The sequence below is a fragment of the Flavobacterium sp. NPDC079362 genome (assembly GCF_050267765.1).
GTDB lineage: Bacteria > Bacteroidota > Bacteroidia > Flavobacteriales > Flavobacteriaceae > Flavobacterium > Flavobacterium azizsancarii.
Window position 1 is genome coordinate 38937 of sequence record NZ_JBNNFM010000031.1, and the last position, 17742, is coordinate 56678.

Here is a 17742-nt window from a genome sequence, read left to right on the forward strand (position 1 = left end):
AACGCAAAAAAAAGAATGATTAAAAGAATAAAAATAAAACTTTGTGCATTAGCGCCTTAGTGGCAAGTTTAGCGACTTAGCAGCAAATTAAAAATTAATAAAATAAAACAAAATATTATGAACAACAATACATTAGATAAATACAAAAAAGCGATTAGAAATAAATACGAGATAGAAAAAGAGGGCGAATACTTTGATTATTTGTACAGTCCTTCTCGTGGAAAGTTACGTGATTTTTGCTGGCTTATTTTCGAGAATGGCGCAACGCAGGATGACTTAAATGTTTTTAGAAATTTATTTTCTATAGATTTTGATCATACCAAAAAGAAAAAATTTAAAGAACAAAAAGATAAGTTTAGACCTATCGAAACTTTCTTTAAAGGAGAAACAGATCCGTCTAATATTGATGCAATAAATTTAGCAGCAGTTATGGTTGATTTTCAACCACGTCCTTTCAAAAACTTTAATAAAATGTGTAGAATGGAAGATGCAAAACAAATTGAAAGCAGTTATAAAGCTACGGCAACTGTTAAAACAGAGAAAAAGACTAGAGAAACCGCTAGTTTTATAGAAAACGAAAAGCCAGGAGAGCATTCTAGACAAAGAAGTCTTTTTTCTAATTTCACCACTCTATTTTCTAAAAAAGGAGATCAGAAGGGATATCCGGAAAAAAGAATCCGGTTTTCGAGTGGCTAGCACTCTATTGTTCAATTGAAGGAAATCTTCGTCAAATAAAAAATGGCTGTCTTTCTAAGACAGCCATTTTCATTTGGTTATATTATTTTGATTAATTATGATCGTAGATTTTAAGATAAAGATCTTTATAAATTTCTTTGATAATTTTACGTTTCAATTTTAAAGTAGGAGTTAATTGTCCACCATCAATAGACCAGACATCCGGAGTTAATTCAAAACGTTTGATTTTTTCCCAGTGGCCAAATTTTTCATTGATTTTCTCCACTTCCTCGTCAATACGTTTAATCACATCAGCATTTTCGCTAATCGATGCATCCGTACTTCCTAAAGTTATTTTATGCAGTTTTGCCCATTCTTTTACAAATTCAAAATTAGGCTGAATAAAAGCAGCAGGCATTTTTTCTCCATCACCAATAACCATGATTTGTTCAATAAAACGAGATTGTTTCATTGCATTTTCAATAAGTTGGGGAGCAATATATTTTCCGCCAGAAGTCTTGAACATTTCTTTTTTACGATCTGTAATTTTAAGGAAACCTTCGCTGTCAATTTCACCAATATCTCCGGTGTGGAAATATCCGTCTTGTAATGCTTCAGCAGTTTTTTCAGGATCTTTAAAATAACCTAACATTACGTTTGGTCCTTTGCAAAGAATTTCTCCGTCCTGTGCAATTTTAACTTCAACGTTGCGAATTGGTTTACCAACAGTTCCAATCTTGAAACCTTTATTTCTTTGGTCGTTCACAGCAATTACCGGAGATGTTTCAGATAAACCGTAACCTTCCATAACCGGAATTTCGGCAGCAGCAAAAACCCTTGTCAAACGGGGTTGCAAAGCGGCACTTCCGGAAACCATTAATTCAAGATTTCCTCCCAAACCTTCTTTCCATTTGCTGAAAATAAGTTTTCGGGCAATTTTTAACTGAAATTCATACCAGAAGCCATTGGCACCGTATGGTTCATATTTTAAGCCTAAATCAATAGCCCAGAAAAATAATTTTTTCTTGATGCCGGTTAATTCGCCACCTTTTGCATAAATTTTATCGTAAACTTTTTCTAAAAGCCTTGGTACAGCAGTAATAACGGTAGGACGTACTTCTTTTAAGTTATCGCTTATTTTGTCAATTGATTCTCCAAAATAAACAGAAACACCATAAAATTGATAGATATACAAAATCATTCTTTCAAAAATATGGCAAATAGGCAAGAAACTTAAAGCGGTACTTTTTCCCGGATCAAACGGAATTCTTGGTGCGCTGTCTAAAACATTCGATACAATATTTTGGTGCGATAGCATAACACCTTTAGGTTTTCCGGTGGTTCCTGAAGTATAAATAATTGTAGCTAAATCGTCTGTATGAATACTGTCTTTTCTGGCTTCAACTTCGTTCTGATTACTGTCATCTTCGCCAAGGGCCAATAAATCAGTCCAATGTTTGCAACCTTCGATTTCATCAAACGAATAGATCTCTTTTAAGGTTGGTACATTTGCTTTTATGGCATTCACCTTGTCAAGTACTTCCTTGTCAGAAACAAAGCAGTACATACTGCCACTATGGTTTAATATATATTCGTAATCTTCTTCTGAAATTGTTGGATAAACAGGAACATTTTGTGCACCGGTTTGTAAAATACCAATATCCATGATATTCCATTCCGTACGATTGTTCGATGTAATCAGGGCAATTTTGTCATCTTTCTGAATGCCCAAACGTAATAATGCTCTCGAAACAGCATTAGCTTTTGCAATATATTCCTGGCTAGATGTTTTTTCCCAGACTCCATTTTTTTTAGTTGCTAAAGCAACCTGAAGGTTATAAGTTTCTTGTTGATAATAAGGAAAATCAAAAAGGCGTGTGATTGAAACCATGTTTAATATATTGAATTTTACCGCAAATTAATTAAAAATAAGGTATGATTTTTAATTTTATACAATTTTATGGGAAAAATTATAGGTACAATAGAAAATCTACGAAAACGTTTTCTTTTTTGTAGTAATTTTTCGAAATACCGAGAAAAATTTATATTATAATAGAAATTTTAGGATAAAATTATTGAACGTTATAATCAACATATTCTTTTACTCTTTCTCCCATTAGAAACATTTTTTTCTTGGCGAAGTGAATAGAAAATTGAGAATAACTCCAGGCTTCACTATCATTTGATCTGAACCAGAATGTATATGATGCACTATTAAATCCTTCCTTAAAAACAGGAATTCCTTCATCTGTACACTCAATTCCCCAGTTGATCTTATTTTTGCTTAAATCGTCGGCCTGAATAACGCCGCTACCATCAGGATTTAAAATTGTAGTTGGTGCTTTTTGTCCTGTAGGAATATAAGTTCCGGGAACTGGGTAACCAATAGTGGTGGTAATATAGTGATCACGGCCATTATATGTAATCTGATCGACGTGAACTTGGGAGTAGGATTGTGTAAAAACAAAAAATAACGTAGTGAGTAATAAATGTAAAAATTTCATTCTATGTAGGTTTAATTATTTTTGGAGGCAAAAAAATCAGGGACGATTTTTTTGGCGAATATAGTTCAAAATTTCCATAGAAAAATGAATCCAAATTACAAGAATGTGTTTTTTTATTGTTTTTATTTTTATCAAATATTACTCTGTTGAAAATTGGTTTTCCAATAGTTTTTCTTTAAAATCAGATTTAAAAGTATAGGCAAAAGTAATCATCAACGCACGGGTATCTGACTTAGAAGTTCGGTTATTGGTAAAAAGTAATGTGTTGTTTTTATAACCGCTTTCCAGGGTGTTGAACATATCTGTAACCACCATTCCTAAACGGGCATTTCCTTTACCTAATTTTTGCTGAAAACCCATATCGACATTATAGATTGGAATCCTTTTTCCTTGTGCGGTAGCCAATGCCGAATTGTAATTGCCAATAATTTGTAGTTTTCCGCCTTTCCAGGGAACAAAATTATTAATGATTTTGCCGTACCAGCTAAAAGCATTATTGACTGTGTTTTGCACCAAATTAGAAGCATCAATATGTTGCTGAAAAGTAGTTACACTAATATTTGCATCATAAAAACCAATAGGTTTCAGGCTAAAAATAGTTTCTAAACCATAAGTTACAGTAGTTCCTATATTTCTGGTTTGCAGGAAGATAACTCCATTGTCTTGTAGTTCTGCATATTGTCTAATGGCATCAGTAGCATTTCTATAAAAAGCATTGATAGAAAACGAATATTTCGACCACTCTTTATTATAACTCATCTCGGCAATATGAATAATTTCAGGTTTCAAATACGGATTTCCGCCATGAGGATTCAAGGCGTCTGTAATATCTATAAAAGGATTCAAATCGTCTAAATCCGGGCGATTGATCCGTTTGCTATAACCAATTTTTATAAATTCATCAGCGGTTAAATTTCTTTGTAATGATGCAGACGGAAAAAATTTCAGGTAATGATTAGAGAAATTATCACTGTTGTTTTGTGTTTTTCCATTGTTTGAAACTTGTTCTGCGCGCACGCCCAGATTATATTTCCATTTTGGATTTTCTGTATCGCCTATATAGGAGTTTAGCATTCCGTAAACAGCATTGATTTGTTCGTTATATTTAAAACCATTACTGGCTAAAGGATTTATAACATATTCGCCATTAGTCATGTCAGCACTTTGAAAATCTGAATTAAAAAATCGGAAAGTTCCTTTGTATCCCGTTTCTATAACTGATTTTTCAGAAACCGGAATGACATAATTTACAATAGCATTCGAAATGTTTTCTTGCTCATAATTGTGTGTTCTTTGCAAAAAAGCATCACCAATTTTTGTATTATACTGATCATAGTTAAAAGTGTCGATATCTGTATTTTCTCTGTGTTTATTAAAAGAAGAAGTAATACTTGCATTCAGATTTTTGCGATCATCAGCAAATTTTCTGTCATAACTAAAAGCTAATTCGCCTACTTTTGAACGTTCCAATTCCAGAGAATGTCTCCTGTTATTCGAGAAAAACTGATTGGCACTTGTGTTTACTTGTGTGTACAAAGTCTCATCATTATCCTGACTTTCCAAATTTCCTAAAGCTTCAAATGAAAAACTGTTTCTTTCATTTGGAGAAAAATCAATATTAAATTTTAGATTTTGTAATCCTTCAGTTCGTTCGTCGTTTCTATTTTGATTGATAAAATGTTCATCATCAATAAAATTATTGGTTCTTTCGCCTTTTATTTTTTTTGTTCTTCCGGCGAAACGATTGTCATAAGCTAAACCGAAATTCCATTTTTCGGTTTTCTGATTCAAAAGTACCGAGCTGTTCAATCTTCCTTTTGCACCAAATCCGCTGCCTAAAACTACAGCGCCATTAATCCCGCTCTGATTGTTTTTCTTTAGTTTAATATTGATGATTCCGCTTTCTGCATTCGCATCATATTTTGCAGTAGGGTTACTAATTACCTCAATACTTTCGATACTGCTTGCTGCGATTTGATCCATATTGGTAATCGCAGAGTTTTTTCCGTTAATTAAAATCATTGGCGATTTCCCTCTCAGGGTTATTCCTCCGTCAGCATCAACGGCAACTGTTGGAATATTTTTTAGCATGTCTGTAGCAGTTCCGCCGGATTGCGAGATATTCGAAACCGCATTAAAAACAAAGCCTTCATCAGTTTTTTGAATTTGTTTTCTCTGAGAATTGACAACAACGGCATTCAGTAAGTTAGTGTCGTTTTGTAAAGTTATAGTTCCAATAGTAATGGGAACAGTTGTAACTTTTATTTTTTGAGTGAAAGTTTTAAAACCTATTAATTTGAATTGCAATTGATAATCGCCAGAAATTACATTGTCTAAAGAGAAATTTCCGGCAACGTCTGTTACAGAATATGCAACAACTTTTGTAGAATCATTTGCATTCTTTAAAATAACATCGACAAATTCAACAGGAAGTTTTCCATCAGAAACAATTCCTTTTACAGAAGAGTTTTGTCCAAATGAAAATTGACATATAGATAATAAGAGAATTAAAAGCGATAGATTTTGTCTGCATTTTTTCATGAGACAAAGATATTTATACGAGCAAAAAAGGCTTCTAAAAGTGCCTTAAGATATCATTAAATTAGTCTTAGAGCTGATTAAGTAAAGGTTTTCGCTGAGGTTTTTTTTGCCACTAATTTCACGAATTTTCACGAATTAATTAATTTGTAATTTTAAAATTAGCCACAGATTAAGAAATTAAAATGATTTTAAATGTAACTTAATTGTTTGCAATTAGCAAACAATTAAAAAAATAATTCGCGAAAATTCGTGAAATTAGTGGCAATAAAAAAACAAAAAAACGCTCGAATAATTCGAGCGTTTTTAGTAATAAATAAATATATTTTTTAGATTTTCTCAATCCATTTTCTTGCGTTAACAAAAGCTTCGTGCCAAGGCGTAACCTCGTCGTTTCTGTCTTTTGGATAATGTGCCCAGTTCCATTGGAAAGTCGAACGCTCAATGTGAGGCATAGTCACTAAATGTCTTCCGGTTTTATCACACATCATCGCTACGTCGTAATGTGAACCATTAGGATTTGCAGGATAACCTTCGTAACCATATTTAGAAACGATGTTATAACTCTCTTCGGCCATTGGTAAATTGAATTTTCCTTCTCCGTGAGATACCCAAACTCCTAAAGTAGTTCCGGCTAAAGTAGATAACATAACCGAATTATTCTCCTGAACTTTTACAGATGTAAAAATACTTTCGTGTTTCTGACTTGTATTATGCAGCATTTTTCCGTGTACTTCATGCTCCGGATTAATTACTTCAAGTTCCATGAACAATTGGCAACCATTACAAATACCTACAGATAAAGTATCTTCTCTTTTAAAGAAATTATCCAAAGCTGTTTTTGCTTTTTCGTTGTATAAAAATGCTCCGGCCCAACCTTTTGCAGAACCTAAAACATCAGAGTTAGAGAATCCTCCAACAGCACCAATAAACTGAATGTCTTCAAGTGTTTCACGACCAGAAATTAAATCCGTCATGTGAACATCTTTTACATCAAATCCGGCTAAATACATAGCATTTGCCATTTCACGCTCAGAATTACTTCCTTTTTCACGAATAATCGCTGCTTTAGGTTTTGGCTTCGAAGCGTCAATTACTGGTTTTTCTCCTGTAAAATGAGTTGGAAATGTATAATCTAATGGCTGATTTTTATAGTTTTCGAAACGAGCTTTAGCAGTTCCGTTTTTAGATTGTTTCTGATCTAATAAATAAGAAGTTTCAAACCAGATATCTCTATACTTCGCAATATCCAAATTATAAATTCCAAATTCCAAACTTGCAGTTTCTTGTACTGAACCAATTTTGAAGAATTCGATATTATTAGCTTTTAATTTAGCTTCAACAGCTGCATCAGATTTAGCCTGAAAAACGATTCCGATGTTTTCAGCGAAAAGGATTTTTAATAAGTCTTTTTCCGCGAAAGCGCTAAAATCAATTTTTGCTCCAAGGTTTACATCAGCAAAACACAATTCTAATAAAGTAGTGATTAAACCACCGCTTCCGATATCGTGACCTGCAAGTATTTGGTTTTTACCAATTAATTCCTGAATGGTATTAAATGCATTTTTGAAGAAAGAAGCATCTTTTATAGTAGAAGTTTCTTTTCCGATTACATTTCTGATTTGTGCAAAAGAAGAACCTCCTAATTTGAAATCATCCTGAGATAAGTTGATATAATAAATAGAATCTCCGTTTTTCTGTAAAACAGGTTCTACCACTTTTTTAATATCGGTACAGTTTCCTCCAGCCGAAATAATAACCGTTCCCGGTGCGATTACTTCGTCATTTGGATATTTTTGTTTCATCGAAAGCGAATCTTTTCCTGTTGGAATATTGATTCCCAATTCGATTGCAAATTCCGAACAACCTTCAACAGCAGCGTACAAACGAGCGTCTTCACCTTCGTTTTTACAAGCCCACATCCAGTTTGCAGATAATGAAATACCTTTTAAACCATCTTTAATTGGTGCCCAAACAATGTTTGATAACGATTCTGCAATAGCATTTCTGCTTCCTGCAACCGGATCAATCAAAGCAGCGATAGGAGCGTGGCCAATAGAAGTTGCGATTCCTTCTTTACCTAAATAATCCAGAGCCATAACCCCAACATTATTCAATGGCAATTGCAAAGGTCCTGCGTTTTGTTGTTTGGCTACTTTTCCACCCACACAACGGTCAACTTTGTTCGTTAACCAGTCTTTTGAACCAACAGCTTCTAAACGTAAAACGTCTTGTAAATATTTTTCAAAATCATTAGCTGAATACGTTATATCAGCATATTTTCTGTCGATAGTTTTATCTGTCATAACCGTTTTAGGAGAACTTCCGAAGAAATCTTCTAAAGCATAATCCATCGGTTTTGAACCATTTGATTTTGATTGAAAAGTAAAACGGTGATCTCCCGTAACATCTCCAACCTGATACATTGGCGAACGCTCTCTGTCAGCGATTCTTTGCAAAATAGCAATATCTTTCTGACCAATAACCAATCCCATTCTTTCCTGAGATTCGTTACCAATAATTTCTTTTGCAGAAAGTGTAGGATCTCCAACAGGCAATTTATCAAGGTCGATTAATCCGCCAGTTTCTTCAACTAGTTCAGAAAGACAGTTTAAATGTCCTCCAGCTCCGTGATCGTGAATCGAAACAATTGGGTTATGATCGCTTTCTACCAAACCACGAATGGCATTAGCAGCACGTTTTTGCATTTCAGGATTCGAACGTTGAATCGCGTTTAATTCAATTCCTGAACCAAAAGCTCCTGTATCTGCAGAGGATACCGCAGCTCCACCCATCCCGATTCTATAATTTTCTCCACCAAGAATTACGATTTTATCACCTTCTTGTGGTTTCTTTTTAATTGCCTGATCCAGTTTTCCATAACCAATTCCGCCCGCTTGCATGATTACTTTATCATAACCAATTTTGCGATCGTTTTCTGAATGTTCGAAAGTTAAAACCGAACCTGTAATAAGCGGTTGACCAAATTTATTTCCAAAATCAGAAGCTCCGTTTGAAGCTTTGATCAAAATATCCATTGGAGTTTGGTACAGCCATTTTCTTTCTTCAACAGCATTTTCCCATTTTCTATCGTCGTTCAAACGAGAGTAAGAAGTCATATAAACTGCAGTTCCTGCTAATGGCAAAGAACCTTGACCACCTGCAAGACGGTCACGAATTTCTCCTCCTGATCCTGTTGCAGCTCCGTTGAAAGGCTCTACAGTTGTTGGAAAATTGTGGGTTTCTGCTTTTAGAGATAAAACCGAATCAAAATCTTTTACCTCGTAATAATCAGGTTTGTCAGCTGATTTAGGTGCAAATTGCTGTACTTTTGGTCCTTTTACAAAAGCAACATTGTCTTTGTAAGCAGATACGATATCGTTAGGGTTTTCCTGTGATGTTTTTTTGATTAATTTAAAAAGAGAAGTTTCTTTCTCTTCACCGTCAATTACAAAAGTTCCGTTGAAAATCTTGTGACGGCAGTGTTCTGAATTCGCTTGTGAGAAAGCAAAAATTTCAGAATCGGTTAACTTTCTGCCCAGTTTTACAGCCAGATTATCTAAATAATCTACTTCTTCCTGGCTTAAAGCCAAACCTTCTACTTTATTATAAGTGGCAATATCATCGATTTCCAGAATTGGTTCCGGTTGTACATTGATAGTGAAAATCTCCTGATCTAATTGATTAAATTTTTGTGAAAGCATTGGATCAAAATCAGTAAAATCTTCCGTTGCGGGATGAAATTCTTCAATTCTGATAATGCCCGGAATACCCATGTTCTGAGTGATTTCTACAGCATTTGTACTCCAAGGTGTGATCATAGTGGCACGAGGACCAACAAAAAAATCCGTCATTGCGGATTTTTCGATCTTATTAGAGTTGGCAAAAAGCCAGTTTAGTTTTGAAATGTCTTGAGCCGAAATTTCGTTTTGCGTTTGTACGGCAAAAACAGTTTTGCTTTGGTTTTCAAAGAAATGGATCATTGTTTTGTGTAGTTTGTTGTATTGAGGTGCAAATTTAGTGTAAATAAATAGCAAGCGCAAATTTGAAAACAAAGTCTTTTGAACTTTTTGCCACAAAGATAGAAAGGCACAAAGTTTTAATTAAAGTAATGATTAATCGTATTGTTTGTCATTTTTCGACGCAGGAGAAATCTCCGCGCGAAGCTGGACAAAGATTGGACTTTCGTTATGGAGTTACTTGCGGAGATTTGCTTCGCCTGTTCGCGACCACTCGGGACTCCTTTTTTGAAATGAATTAAAATGAGAATAAATTTGCGACTTAGCGTCTTCGTGGCTGGAAAAATCCTTATGTGTTTATGACATATAAACAAAAAAAGCGGCAATATTGCCGCTTTTAAATGTAGTAAGCACTCGTTTTTAATTAGTTGATAATGATCTTTTTATTAAAAGTTTCAGAACCGCTATTAATACGAACAATGTAGATGCCTTTTGGCAAATTATTTATCGTCGATAATGAATCAGTAATATTCGATTTCTCAAATACCTTTTGACCTAAAATTGAAATTATCTCGATAGAATAAGGTGAATTAATAATATCAAAGTAAATGTTGAAGTTTCCGTTGGTTGGATTTGGATATAAAACCAATCCGTTTAATCCAGTAAACGTCTCTTCTTCCGTCTCGATAGACTCAACTTTAGCTTTTTTAGCTCCTAAATTTGAACAAGTGTCTGCGGAAAATGAATCCCATTGTGAACTTATATTGAATGTTGTCGATGGAGAAGTAACAGTTGATTTTCGTCTTAAAGTAACATCAGCAGCAAAGTTGGCAGTTCCGCCGTTGAAAGTTCCGATGATGTCAATTAAAACTCCATTTTTGAATAAACCTACGGCATCATTTCCGTTAAAAGTCAGTTCCGTTGCGGTCGTAGAAATATTGGCTGAAGTTGTCGCATAACAACTTGCAGCCATTGAACTGTTTACAATCGTAAATTTACTTCCTGATGTTAATGTTCCGTTTAAAACTAGACCAGTGCTCCAAGATCCGTCGCCATTCGTTTGTTTTTTTACGGTGTACGTTGATAAACTCACTGAACTTCCTGTATTATTAGCAATTTCTAAAGCTTTATTATTTCCTGATCCTTCAACATATTCAGAGAAAAGTAATTCTGTTGCTGTTCCTCCGGTTCCGCCACTTGCATTTGTTGTGGGAGAAACAATGTTGCTTGACGAAGAAATATTTCCGGCTGCATCTTTTGCTTTTACATAAATAGAATAACTCGTTGAAGCTGTTAATCCGGTAATTGTAGCAGTTATGCCAGAAACAGTAGTTTTTAAAACGCTGTTGACATAAACATCGTAACCTGTAACACCTACATTATCTGTTGAAGCATTCCAGCTAACCGAAATAGAACTTGCTGTTGTTGCTGTTGAAGCTAAACTCGTTGGAGCAGTTGGCGCCTGAGTATCTCCGGAAGGAGCAGTACCACCCCAAATTTGATTGATATATTCCGGATGATCAATATACGGATTTCGGTTATTTTGGCGGGCGTAGATTGCATTGTTTCTTGCAATTTCTCTCGCACTTACCGGATCTTGCGCATTCCAGGCCAAAAGAATATTCAAAAATGCCGTTGTAAAAACTTTGTTGCCTGAGCCATCAAACATAGCATACGTATATCCTGCAACCGTATTTTCATAACGGGTTGCAAAGTAGAAATACATTCGGGCAATATCTCCTTTAAATTCATTTACAGGTTCGAAAACAGTTCCTGAATATCCAGATACAGAACTTGATCCTAATTTGCTTCCGTTTTGAGAAGTATAAGTTGTTGAACTAACAGTTCCATGTGGATAATTAGAGCGCATTCCGTTTACTTTTCCATCAGTTGGAGTGATAAAATGAGCGTCTGCAACCATTGGAGATTGCTCATTAAATACCGATTGCGGAATAATGTGTTCTCTATTATAACAATCGCCTTCTGCAGAATAATTCCCACATCGTTGCGTGCTTCCGGTAGAGTAATTGTAAGGATCTGTTCCTGATGGATTCTCTGAATACATGTCTAAAACAGTTCCATCATTTTCATAAAAATTATCAACATCAGAGGTTTGATATGTGGTGTACAATCCTGCATATCCGTTATCAGTATGTCCTTTTATGATGTTGTACAATTGGGTTTTTAAAGTGTAACCAGTTCCGGTTGCTGTATTGTAATAACCGGAAGGAATTTGCGAAAAACCAACCGTAACAAATAGCAATAAGAGTAATGAGTAATTTTTTTTCATAAATAGTAGTTTAAGATTTGGGTTGTTAATAAATTGAAATATAGGTTTTTAATTTATTATTGTATCAAAAATACTACTTTTAGGGATATGCTACGTTAAGTGATGTTTAATTTTGGAAAAATTTTCTTACGGGTGGTTTTTGCCACAAAGGCACTAAGACGCAAAGGTTTTTTACTGCTAAGTTTATCATTTTGAGGAACAAGAAATCGCACACGAAACTCATCAAAGAATATCGACAATCGTTATAGATCAACTAGTGTGATTTCTCCTTCGTTGAAATTACAAATAGCACGTAATCTGCGTTCAAAAAAACTTAAATTAACTATATTACTTATATGATGGAAAAACAAAGTTATTTAGTGAAAGCTGCACTCTGATAGGCTCCTAGATCCGGATGGGAAGTTCTGTTTTTTCCGATAATATCTATCGGAATAACATATATCTGATTTCCTTTCGCGAAAGCAGCAGAAGCATTGTCAATGTTAAACTTGTTCTGTGAAACATTAAAGAACTTAGGGTTTTCATTTAGAATAATCTGATTATAATGAACCGCATCAGTTTTAAACTGATAATCTGGATTGGTAGTAGAATTGCTAAATTTCAATAAGCAATTATTCAGCTGGTAAACAAACTCAGCATTTGTGCTTTTATTCAAATTGAATTCGTTTGTACTGGATCCGTAAATAATACAATTGTTAAAAGTTGCTTGTGTTAGCGGGTTAGTTTCAGGATTAGCACCGACTAAAATGTTGCTTAGATTAACGGCGAAATGAGAAGTGTTCTGCCAGTTATTATTGAAAGTACAATGTGTGAAAACATAATTTCCGCCATAAATGCAGGATAAACTTGATAAGCCGGCATAGTTTATTACTATGTTCTCTCCGTTAATATTCGCATTTTTAGCTAAGATTCCATATTCGGCACAATTGTAAATTTGTGTATTTTTGATTTGAATCGTGGCGTTGTCAGGGCTTTTTATGTTTAAACCCGTAATGGCATTTTTTAAAGTAAGATGGTTGATTGAATGATTTTTGCTTCCATTTGCGAGAATAACAGAATTCCATTGTCCGGGAATATTGGCATAAAGAGATTCTAGCCGATCTCCCTCAAAAATAATTTCATTTTCTAATTTATCTGTTGTAGATATAGTTCCGTTAATTTGTAGGGATGCCTTATTATCTACATAAAGTCCGGAATTAGCATGGAAAAATATGCGTGTTCCTGCTTGAAAAGTAACTGTTTTGTCTACGGGAACTCCTGCGAATCCATAAATTACATAAGGTTTCTTATTTGTAAATAGTAATTCATTGCCGTTAATAGGATCGTTTTCATCCAGGTAAAAACCATCAAAACTTTTACCGTCGATTTGAATTTTTTCTTTAGTTCCATCAGAGTTAATTTTTGGATAAAGGAAAACAGCATCCTGAATTAAAGTTACTAAAGCAACTTCCTGAAGATTAGCTCCGCTATCAAATTGAATCTGATCTGTGTATAAAAAATCAGTTGGGTTGGCATCTGTAATATCGGCGGTGGTTTCTATAAAAATGTACAAACTGTCTTTAGCTAAAAGTGTTACATCTTTAAAAATTTTACCGTTGTTTCCGCTCATTCCGTCAACCGTCATTCGGTATTTAGAGTTTAAACCATTTTTAAGCTGAATCGTTGGAATCGAAATGTCATCTTTGCTTTTATTGTATACTTTAAGTTGATACGTAGCCGAGCCAATATTTTTAAAAATAGTATCTAAATAAACAGTATCTTTTGAAAACTTTAAATTTCCGGAACTGGCAACAGTATAAAAATCAGTTCTGCAAGAGCTGGTTGTTAAAAGTATTCCGAAAATGAAAAATATAAAGTATTGACGCATTTAAAATAGTTTTTTTACACTTTCTATGTAAATTTAATCCGTAGCTATGTGTATAATCTGTAGTAAAAAGATATTGCATTTCAGCCTTAGATTGATCTTGATTGTTTGTGTAAAAATAACAAAAAACTTACATGATTAAAGTTGATTTTTAATTTAGAATTGCATTTTCCAATTTGTATCTCTTCTTTTCTTTAATTTTACGATTTTAAATTCCATTTTAATGAATTATACAAAGGAGCAAATCTTGGCGCGTTGCAATGAATTTTCGAAAAACACGCTAATGGAAACGCTAAAAATAGAATATATTGATGCTGGTGAAGATTTTCTAACCGCTAAAATGCCGGTAAATCCGTCTGTTCACCAACCAATGGGGCTTTTGCACGGAGGTGCTTCTGTAGCTTTGGCAGAAAGTGTAGGAAGTGCGGCATCGTTTTTTTTTATTGATCCAAAGGAACAAGAAGTGCGCGGAATTGAAATTTCGGCAAATCACTTAAAAAGTATTCGTGAAGGCTGGGTTTTTGGTACAGCAAGAATTATTCATAAGGGAAGAAGTATTCATCTTTGGGAAATTAAAATCACGGATGAAGCCGGAAATCTTATTTCGCTTTGCAAACTAACAAATATGGTTTTGGAAAAAAAGAAAACAGAATAGATCATGAATGACTTTTTTTCTAAAATAAAAAATCATTACAACAAGCATTTGCCTTTTGTGATGTATTCTAAACCTAATTCTAGAAGTGTTTTTGGGCTTTTACAGCAAAATGATACTTTACATAAAATCTCCAATTATAAAGAAAAAGGTTTTGTTTTTGCTTCTTTTGATGAAAAACAATTGGTTTTGATTCCGGAGAATGAATCTGAAATTATAACAGCAGAACAGGAAGATCTTTCTTTTGAAGCTATCGAAATTGAAGATTTAAGCTTTGATGAGGATGCTAAAACCCAATATGAAGATTTAGTTTCGAAAGGAATTGCAGCGATCAAAAACGAAGAATTCAAGAAAGTAGTTTTGTCCAGAAGCGAAAAGGTTGATTTGGTAGCATTTGATTTTGTCGAAACTTTTCAGCATTTGATCGAATTGTATCCAACGACTTTTACATATTGCTTTTTTCATCCTGAAATTGGATTTTGGATGGGGGCAACACCGGAACAATTATTAAAAGCGAACGGAAATGTTTTTGAAACTACGGCTTTGGCAGGAACTCAAAAAGCAACTACTGAAACTGAAATTCTCTGGCAGCAAAAAGAAAAAGACGAACAGCAATATGTAACTGATTTTATTGTAAAAAGATTACGTGAAGTTGCCGCTTCGGTTAATGTTACAGAACCTTATAGTCTGAGGGCAGGATCAATCTGGCATATTAAAACGGATATTTCAGGAGTATTGAATGGCAATTCTACGCTTGAAGAGGTGATTGATACTTTGCATCCAACGCCTGCAGTTTGTGGTTTGCCAAAGAAAAAGGCGAAAGCATTTATTATAGAAAACGAAAATTACGACAGGACTTTTTATTCTGGTTTTCTCGGTGAATTAAACAGCAGTTTTGCGAATAATGACATTAGTTCTGATTTATTTGTAAATTTACGCAGTATGCAAATTCAGGAAAACAAAGCCATTCTATATATGGGTTGTGGCATTACAAAAGAAAGCATACCTGAAAACGAATGGGAGGAAAGCGTCAATAAATCAATGACGATGAAAAGAGTGTTGAACTCAAAATAGTTAAAAAAAGGTTTTAAGTTTTAGGTTTCAAGTTGCCGACAGAACGTGAAACCTAAAACTTGAAACAAAACAAACAAAAAACATGAAATTAGATATATTAGCCTTTGGGGCACATCCGGATGATGTAGAATTGGGTTGTGCGGGAACAATTTTAAAAGAAATATCTCTTGGCAAAAAAGTAGGTATCGTTGATTTAACACGTGGCGAATTAGGAACGCGCGGAACGGCAGAAACCAGAGATAAGGAAGCGAATGATGCAGCTGCAATTTTAGGGGTTTTAGTACGTGAGAATCTAGGTTTAAGAGATGGTTTTTTTGTGAACGACGAAAAACATCAGTTGGAAGTTATTAAAATGATTCGAAAGTATAAGCCTGAAATTGTATTGTGTAATGCAATTGATGACCGCCATATTGATCACGGTAAAGGAAGTAAATTAGTTTCTGATGCTTGCTTTTTATCAGGTTTGATGAAAATTGAAACTTCGGTTGATGGAGAAAACCAAGAAGCCTGGAGACCAAGAGTAGTGTATCATTATATTCAGTGGAAAAATATCCAACCTGACTTTGTAGTTGATATTACTGGTTTTGAAGAGAAAAAAGTAGAAGCAATTATGGCGTATAAAACCCAGTTTTATGACCCAAATTCAAAAGAACCTGTAACGCCAATTACGAGTAAGAACTTTTTTGAAAGTCTAAATTATCGTGCCCAAGACTTAGGGAGACTAGTTGGTAAAGATTTTGCTGAAGGGTTCACTGTTGAAAGGTGTTTGGCAGTCAATAGCTTAGGAAATTTGATGTAATTTTGATGAAAATTTTTCATTTTTTTCTTTGGAGAAGTAAACCTTTGTCGTATATTTGCAACCGCAAAGAAAAATGGTGGTTGTAGCTCAGCTGGTTAGAGTATTGGTTTGTGGTGCCGAGGGTCGCCGGTTCGAACCCGGTCAGCCACCCAGAAATTTAAAGCCTTGAAGAAATTCAGGGCTTTTTTTGTGCCTATAATTTTAGGTTTTAATAGATCTAAATTCTAAATCCCTGCAATAATTATATATATGCTTTTTTGTAAGTTGAAAAAGGATGGCGTTTAAGTATAGGTTTATTGGTTGTTATGGTTTGGTTTATGTGTCATTTTATTTCGGAAAAATCATTTTCGTATTTTGTATTTGCGGTTTTAAATCTTTTTTCTTTGTAGAAGTAAACCTTTATTGTATATTTGCAACCGCAAAGAAAAATGGTGGTTGTAGCTCAGCTGGTTAGAGTATTGGTTTGTGGTGCCGAGGGTCGCCGGTTCGAACCCGGTCAGCCACCCAGAAATTTAAAGCCTTGAAGAAATTCAAGGCTTTTTTTGTGCGCTTAATTTTTTCTCAGTAAAAATGAAGCCCGGTTGTGTGAGTTTAGGTTTATGTGTATTTGTATTGTGATTTTTTTACCTATATATAAGAGTGGTTTTAGGGTGAGCCTGATAGTGTTAGGAAACTGTCAGGCTTGTTGTCTTTGTGTTTAATATACGGGATGAATTTTAGGTGTATATGAGGAGTGTCTTATTTAGTTGTAGTAAGTGAGATTCTGGTTTTGAAATATGAATTAGGAGCTTCATCTCGCTATGCATTTTAATCTTTTGCTTTTTAAAGAAAAAAGCAAAAGGATTTCCATTTCTATCGGGGCTAGGGCAGTTGTTCTTATTAGAAGTAGTGTATATAGGTATGGGGAGCAAATCCTAGTGTCTTATTCAAAAGGCAAAGCAAAAGAACCTTCGTGTCTTCGTGGCATAATGAGGTATATCTGTTAAAAGGAGCTGAAATGAATGGTAGGTAGCTATTATAAAGTAATAGAAAAACCTCGATAAGTCTGTAAAGTTCATAAAAATGGCAGTTCTTCAAGTGTTGTTATTATGAAAAGCAGAATGTGCTTACGAAAATTCCGATAAAGTCAAAAAAAGGACAATGGTTAAGGTTGGTGTTATCAGAGTGTTAAGAAAAAGTTTGTAAAAACATTGAAATTATACAACAAAAAGGCTTGTAAATGTAAACAAACCACCTACTTTTGCACCCGCAACAACGACAGACGTTCACTGAAATACTGACAAGCCTTACTGATCAAAACGAAAATTTATTTTCTAAAAAAGATTCTGAAAAGCTTGTGAGATTTGAAAACAGATGTTACATTTGCACCCCGCAAAACAACGGAAGT

At 34.4% G+C, this 17742-nt stretch carries 10 protein-coding genes and 2 tRNA genes; 6 read left to right on the plus strand and 6 right to left on the minus strand.

All coding sequences use genetic code 11. From position 1 onward, the window contains the following. Positions 1–117 precede the first annotated feature (117 nt). Positions 118–696: a hypothetical protein gene (locus ACQKCJ_RS20125; protein WP_271338409.1), complete on the plus strand. Its 579-nt coding sequence runs from the start codon at positions 118–120 to the stop codon at positions 694–696. Positions 697–787: 91 nt separating this feature from the next. Here the strand turns inward: ACQKCJ_RS20125 and ACQKCJ_RS20130 are convergent, their stop codons facing one another. The 6 genes from ACQKCJ_RS20130 to ACQKCJ_RS20155 form a co-directional block, all read right to left on the minus strand. Next, entirely contained in the window at positions 788–2566 is a 1779-nt protein-coding gene (locus ACQKCJ_RS20130; protein WP_427402801.1) for an AMP-dependent synthetase/ligase, read from the minus strand. Positions 2567–2747: 181 nt separating this feature from the next. Then, the gene (locus tag ACQKCJ_RS20135; protein WP_427402802.1) at positions 2748–3179 is read right to left on the minus strand and encodes a hypothetical protein; all 432 of its coding nucleotides are present in this window, start codon (positions 3177–3179) and stop codon (positions 2748–2750) included. Between the two features lie 138 nt (positions 3180–3317). Further along, positions 3318–5720 (minus strand): TonB-dependent receptor domain-containing protein, encoded by a 2403-nt coding sequence (locus ACQKCJ_RS20140; RefSeq protein ID WP_427402803.1) that lies wholly within the window; start codon positions 5718–5720, stop codon positions 3318–3320. A 326-nt stretch (positions 5721–6046) separates the two neighbouring features. After that, positions 6047–9700 carry a phosphoribosylformylglycinamidine synthase gene (purL, locus tag ACQKCJ_RS20145; RefSeq protein WP_414655403.1) on the minus strand — a complete coding sequence of 1218 codons (3654 nt, stop codon included), beginning with the start codon at positions 9698–9700 and terminating at the stop codon, positions 6047–6049. A 400-nt stretch (positions 9701–10100) separates the two neighbouring features. Further along, positions 10101–11966, minus strand: a complete 1866-nt coding sequence (locus tag ACQKCJ_RS20150) for an endonuclease (protein ID WP_427402804.1) — start codon at positions 11964–11966, stop codon at positions 10101–10103. Positions 11967–12318: 352 nt separating this feature from the next. Then, a complete protein-coding gene (locus tag ACQKCJ_RS20155) occupies positions 12319–13833 on the minus strand; it encodes a hypothetical protein (RefSeq protein WP_427402805.1) in 1515 nt (504 codons plus the stop codon). 220 nt (positions 13834–14053) lie between these two features. On the opposite strand from ACQKCJ_RS20155, the gene ACQKCJ_RS20160 reads away from it, so the two are divergent. The 5 genes from ACQKCJ_RS20160 to ACQKCJ_RS20180 all read left to right on the plus strand — a co-directional run bounded on the left by ACQKCJ_RS20160 (position 14054) and on the right by ACQKCJ_RS20180 (position 16860). Continuing rightward, a complete protein-coding gene (locus ACQKCJ_RS20160; protein ID WP_083692961.1) occupies positions 14054–14485 on the plus strand; it encodes a PaaI family thioesterase in 432 nt (143 codons plus the stop codon). A gap of 3 nt (positions 14486–14488) precedes the next feature. Next, positions 14489–15556: a chorismate-binding protein gene (locus ACQKCJ_RS20165; RefSeq protein WP_427402806.1), complete on the plus strand. Its 1068-nt coding sequence runs from the start codon at positions 14489–14491 to the stop codon at positions 15554–15556. Between the two features lie 82 nt (positions 15557–15638). Further along, positions 15639–16355, plus strand: a complete 717-nt coding sequence (gene bshB1 / locus ACQKCJ_RS20170) for a bacillithiol biosynthesis deacetylase BshB1 (RefSeq protein ID WP_271338417.1) — start codon at positions 15639–15641, stop codon at positions 16353–16355. Between the two features lie 76 nt (positions 16356–16431). Continuing rightward, positions 16432–16505 (plus strand) — tRNA-His (locus ACQKCJ_RS20175). Positions 16506–16786: 281 nt separating this feature from the next. Beyond that, a tRNA-His gene (locus ACQKCJ_RS20180) sits at positions 16787–16860 on the plus strand. Positions 16861–17742 lie beyond the last annotated feature (882 nt).

Bases quoted from the DNA above. Each gene is read 5' to 3' on its own strand.
- ACQKCJ_RS20125 (WP_271338409.1), top strand. From the start codon at position 118: ATGAACAACAATACATTAGATAAATACAAAAAAGCGATTAGAAATAAA.
- ACQKCJ_RS20130 (WP_427402801.1), bottom strand. From the start codon at position 2,566: ATGGTTTCAATCACACGCCTTTTTGATTTTCCTTATTATCAACAAGAA.
- ACQKCJ_RS20135 (WP_427402802.1), bottom strand. From the start codon at position 3,179: ATGAAATTTTTACATTTATTACTCACTACGTTATTTTTTGTTTTTACA.
- ACQKCJ_RS20140 (WP_427402803.1), bottom strand. From the start codon at position 5,720: ATGAAAAAATGCAGACAAAATCTATCGCTTTTAATTCTCTTATTATCT.
- purL (WP_414655403.1), bottom strand. From the start codon at position 9,700: ATGATCCATTTCTTTGAAAACCAAAGCAAAACTGTTTTTGCCGTACAA.
- ACQKCJ_RS20150 (WP_427402804.1), bottom strand. From the start codon at position 11,966: ATGAAAAAAAATTACTCATTACTCTTATTGCTATTTGTTACGGTTGGT.
- ACQKCJ_RS20155 (WP_427402805.1), bottom strand. From the start codon at position 13,833: ATGCGTCAATACTTTATATTTTTCATTTTCGGAATACTTTTAACAACC.
- ACQKCJ_RS20160 (WP_083692961.1), top strand. From the start codon at position 14,054: ATGAATTATACAAAGGAGCAAATCTTGGCGCGTTGCAATGAATTTTCG.
- ACQKCJ_RS20165 (WP_427402806.1), top strand. From the start codon at position 14,489: ATGAATGACTTTTTTTCTAAAATAAAAAATCATTACAACAAGCATTTG.
- bshB1 (WP_271338417.1), top strand. From the start codon at position 15,639: ATGAAATTAGATATATTAGCCTTTGGGGCACATCCGGATGATGTAGAA.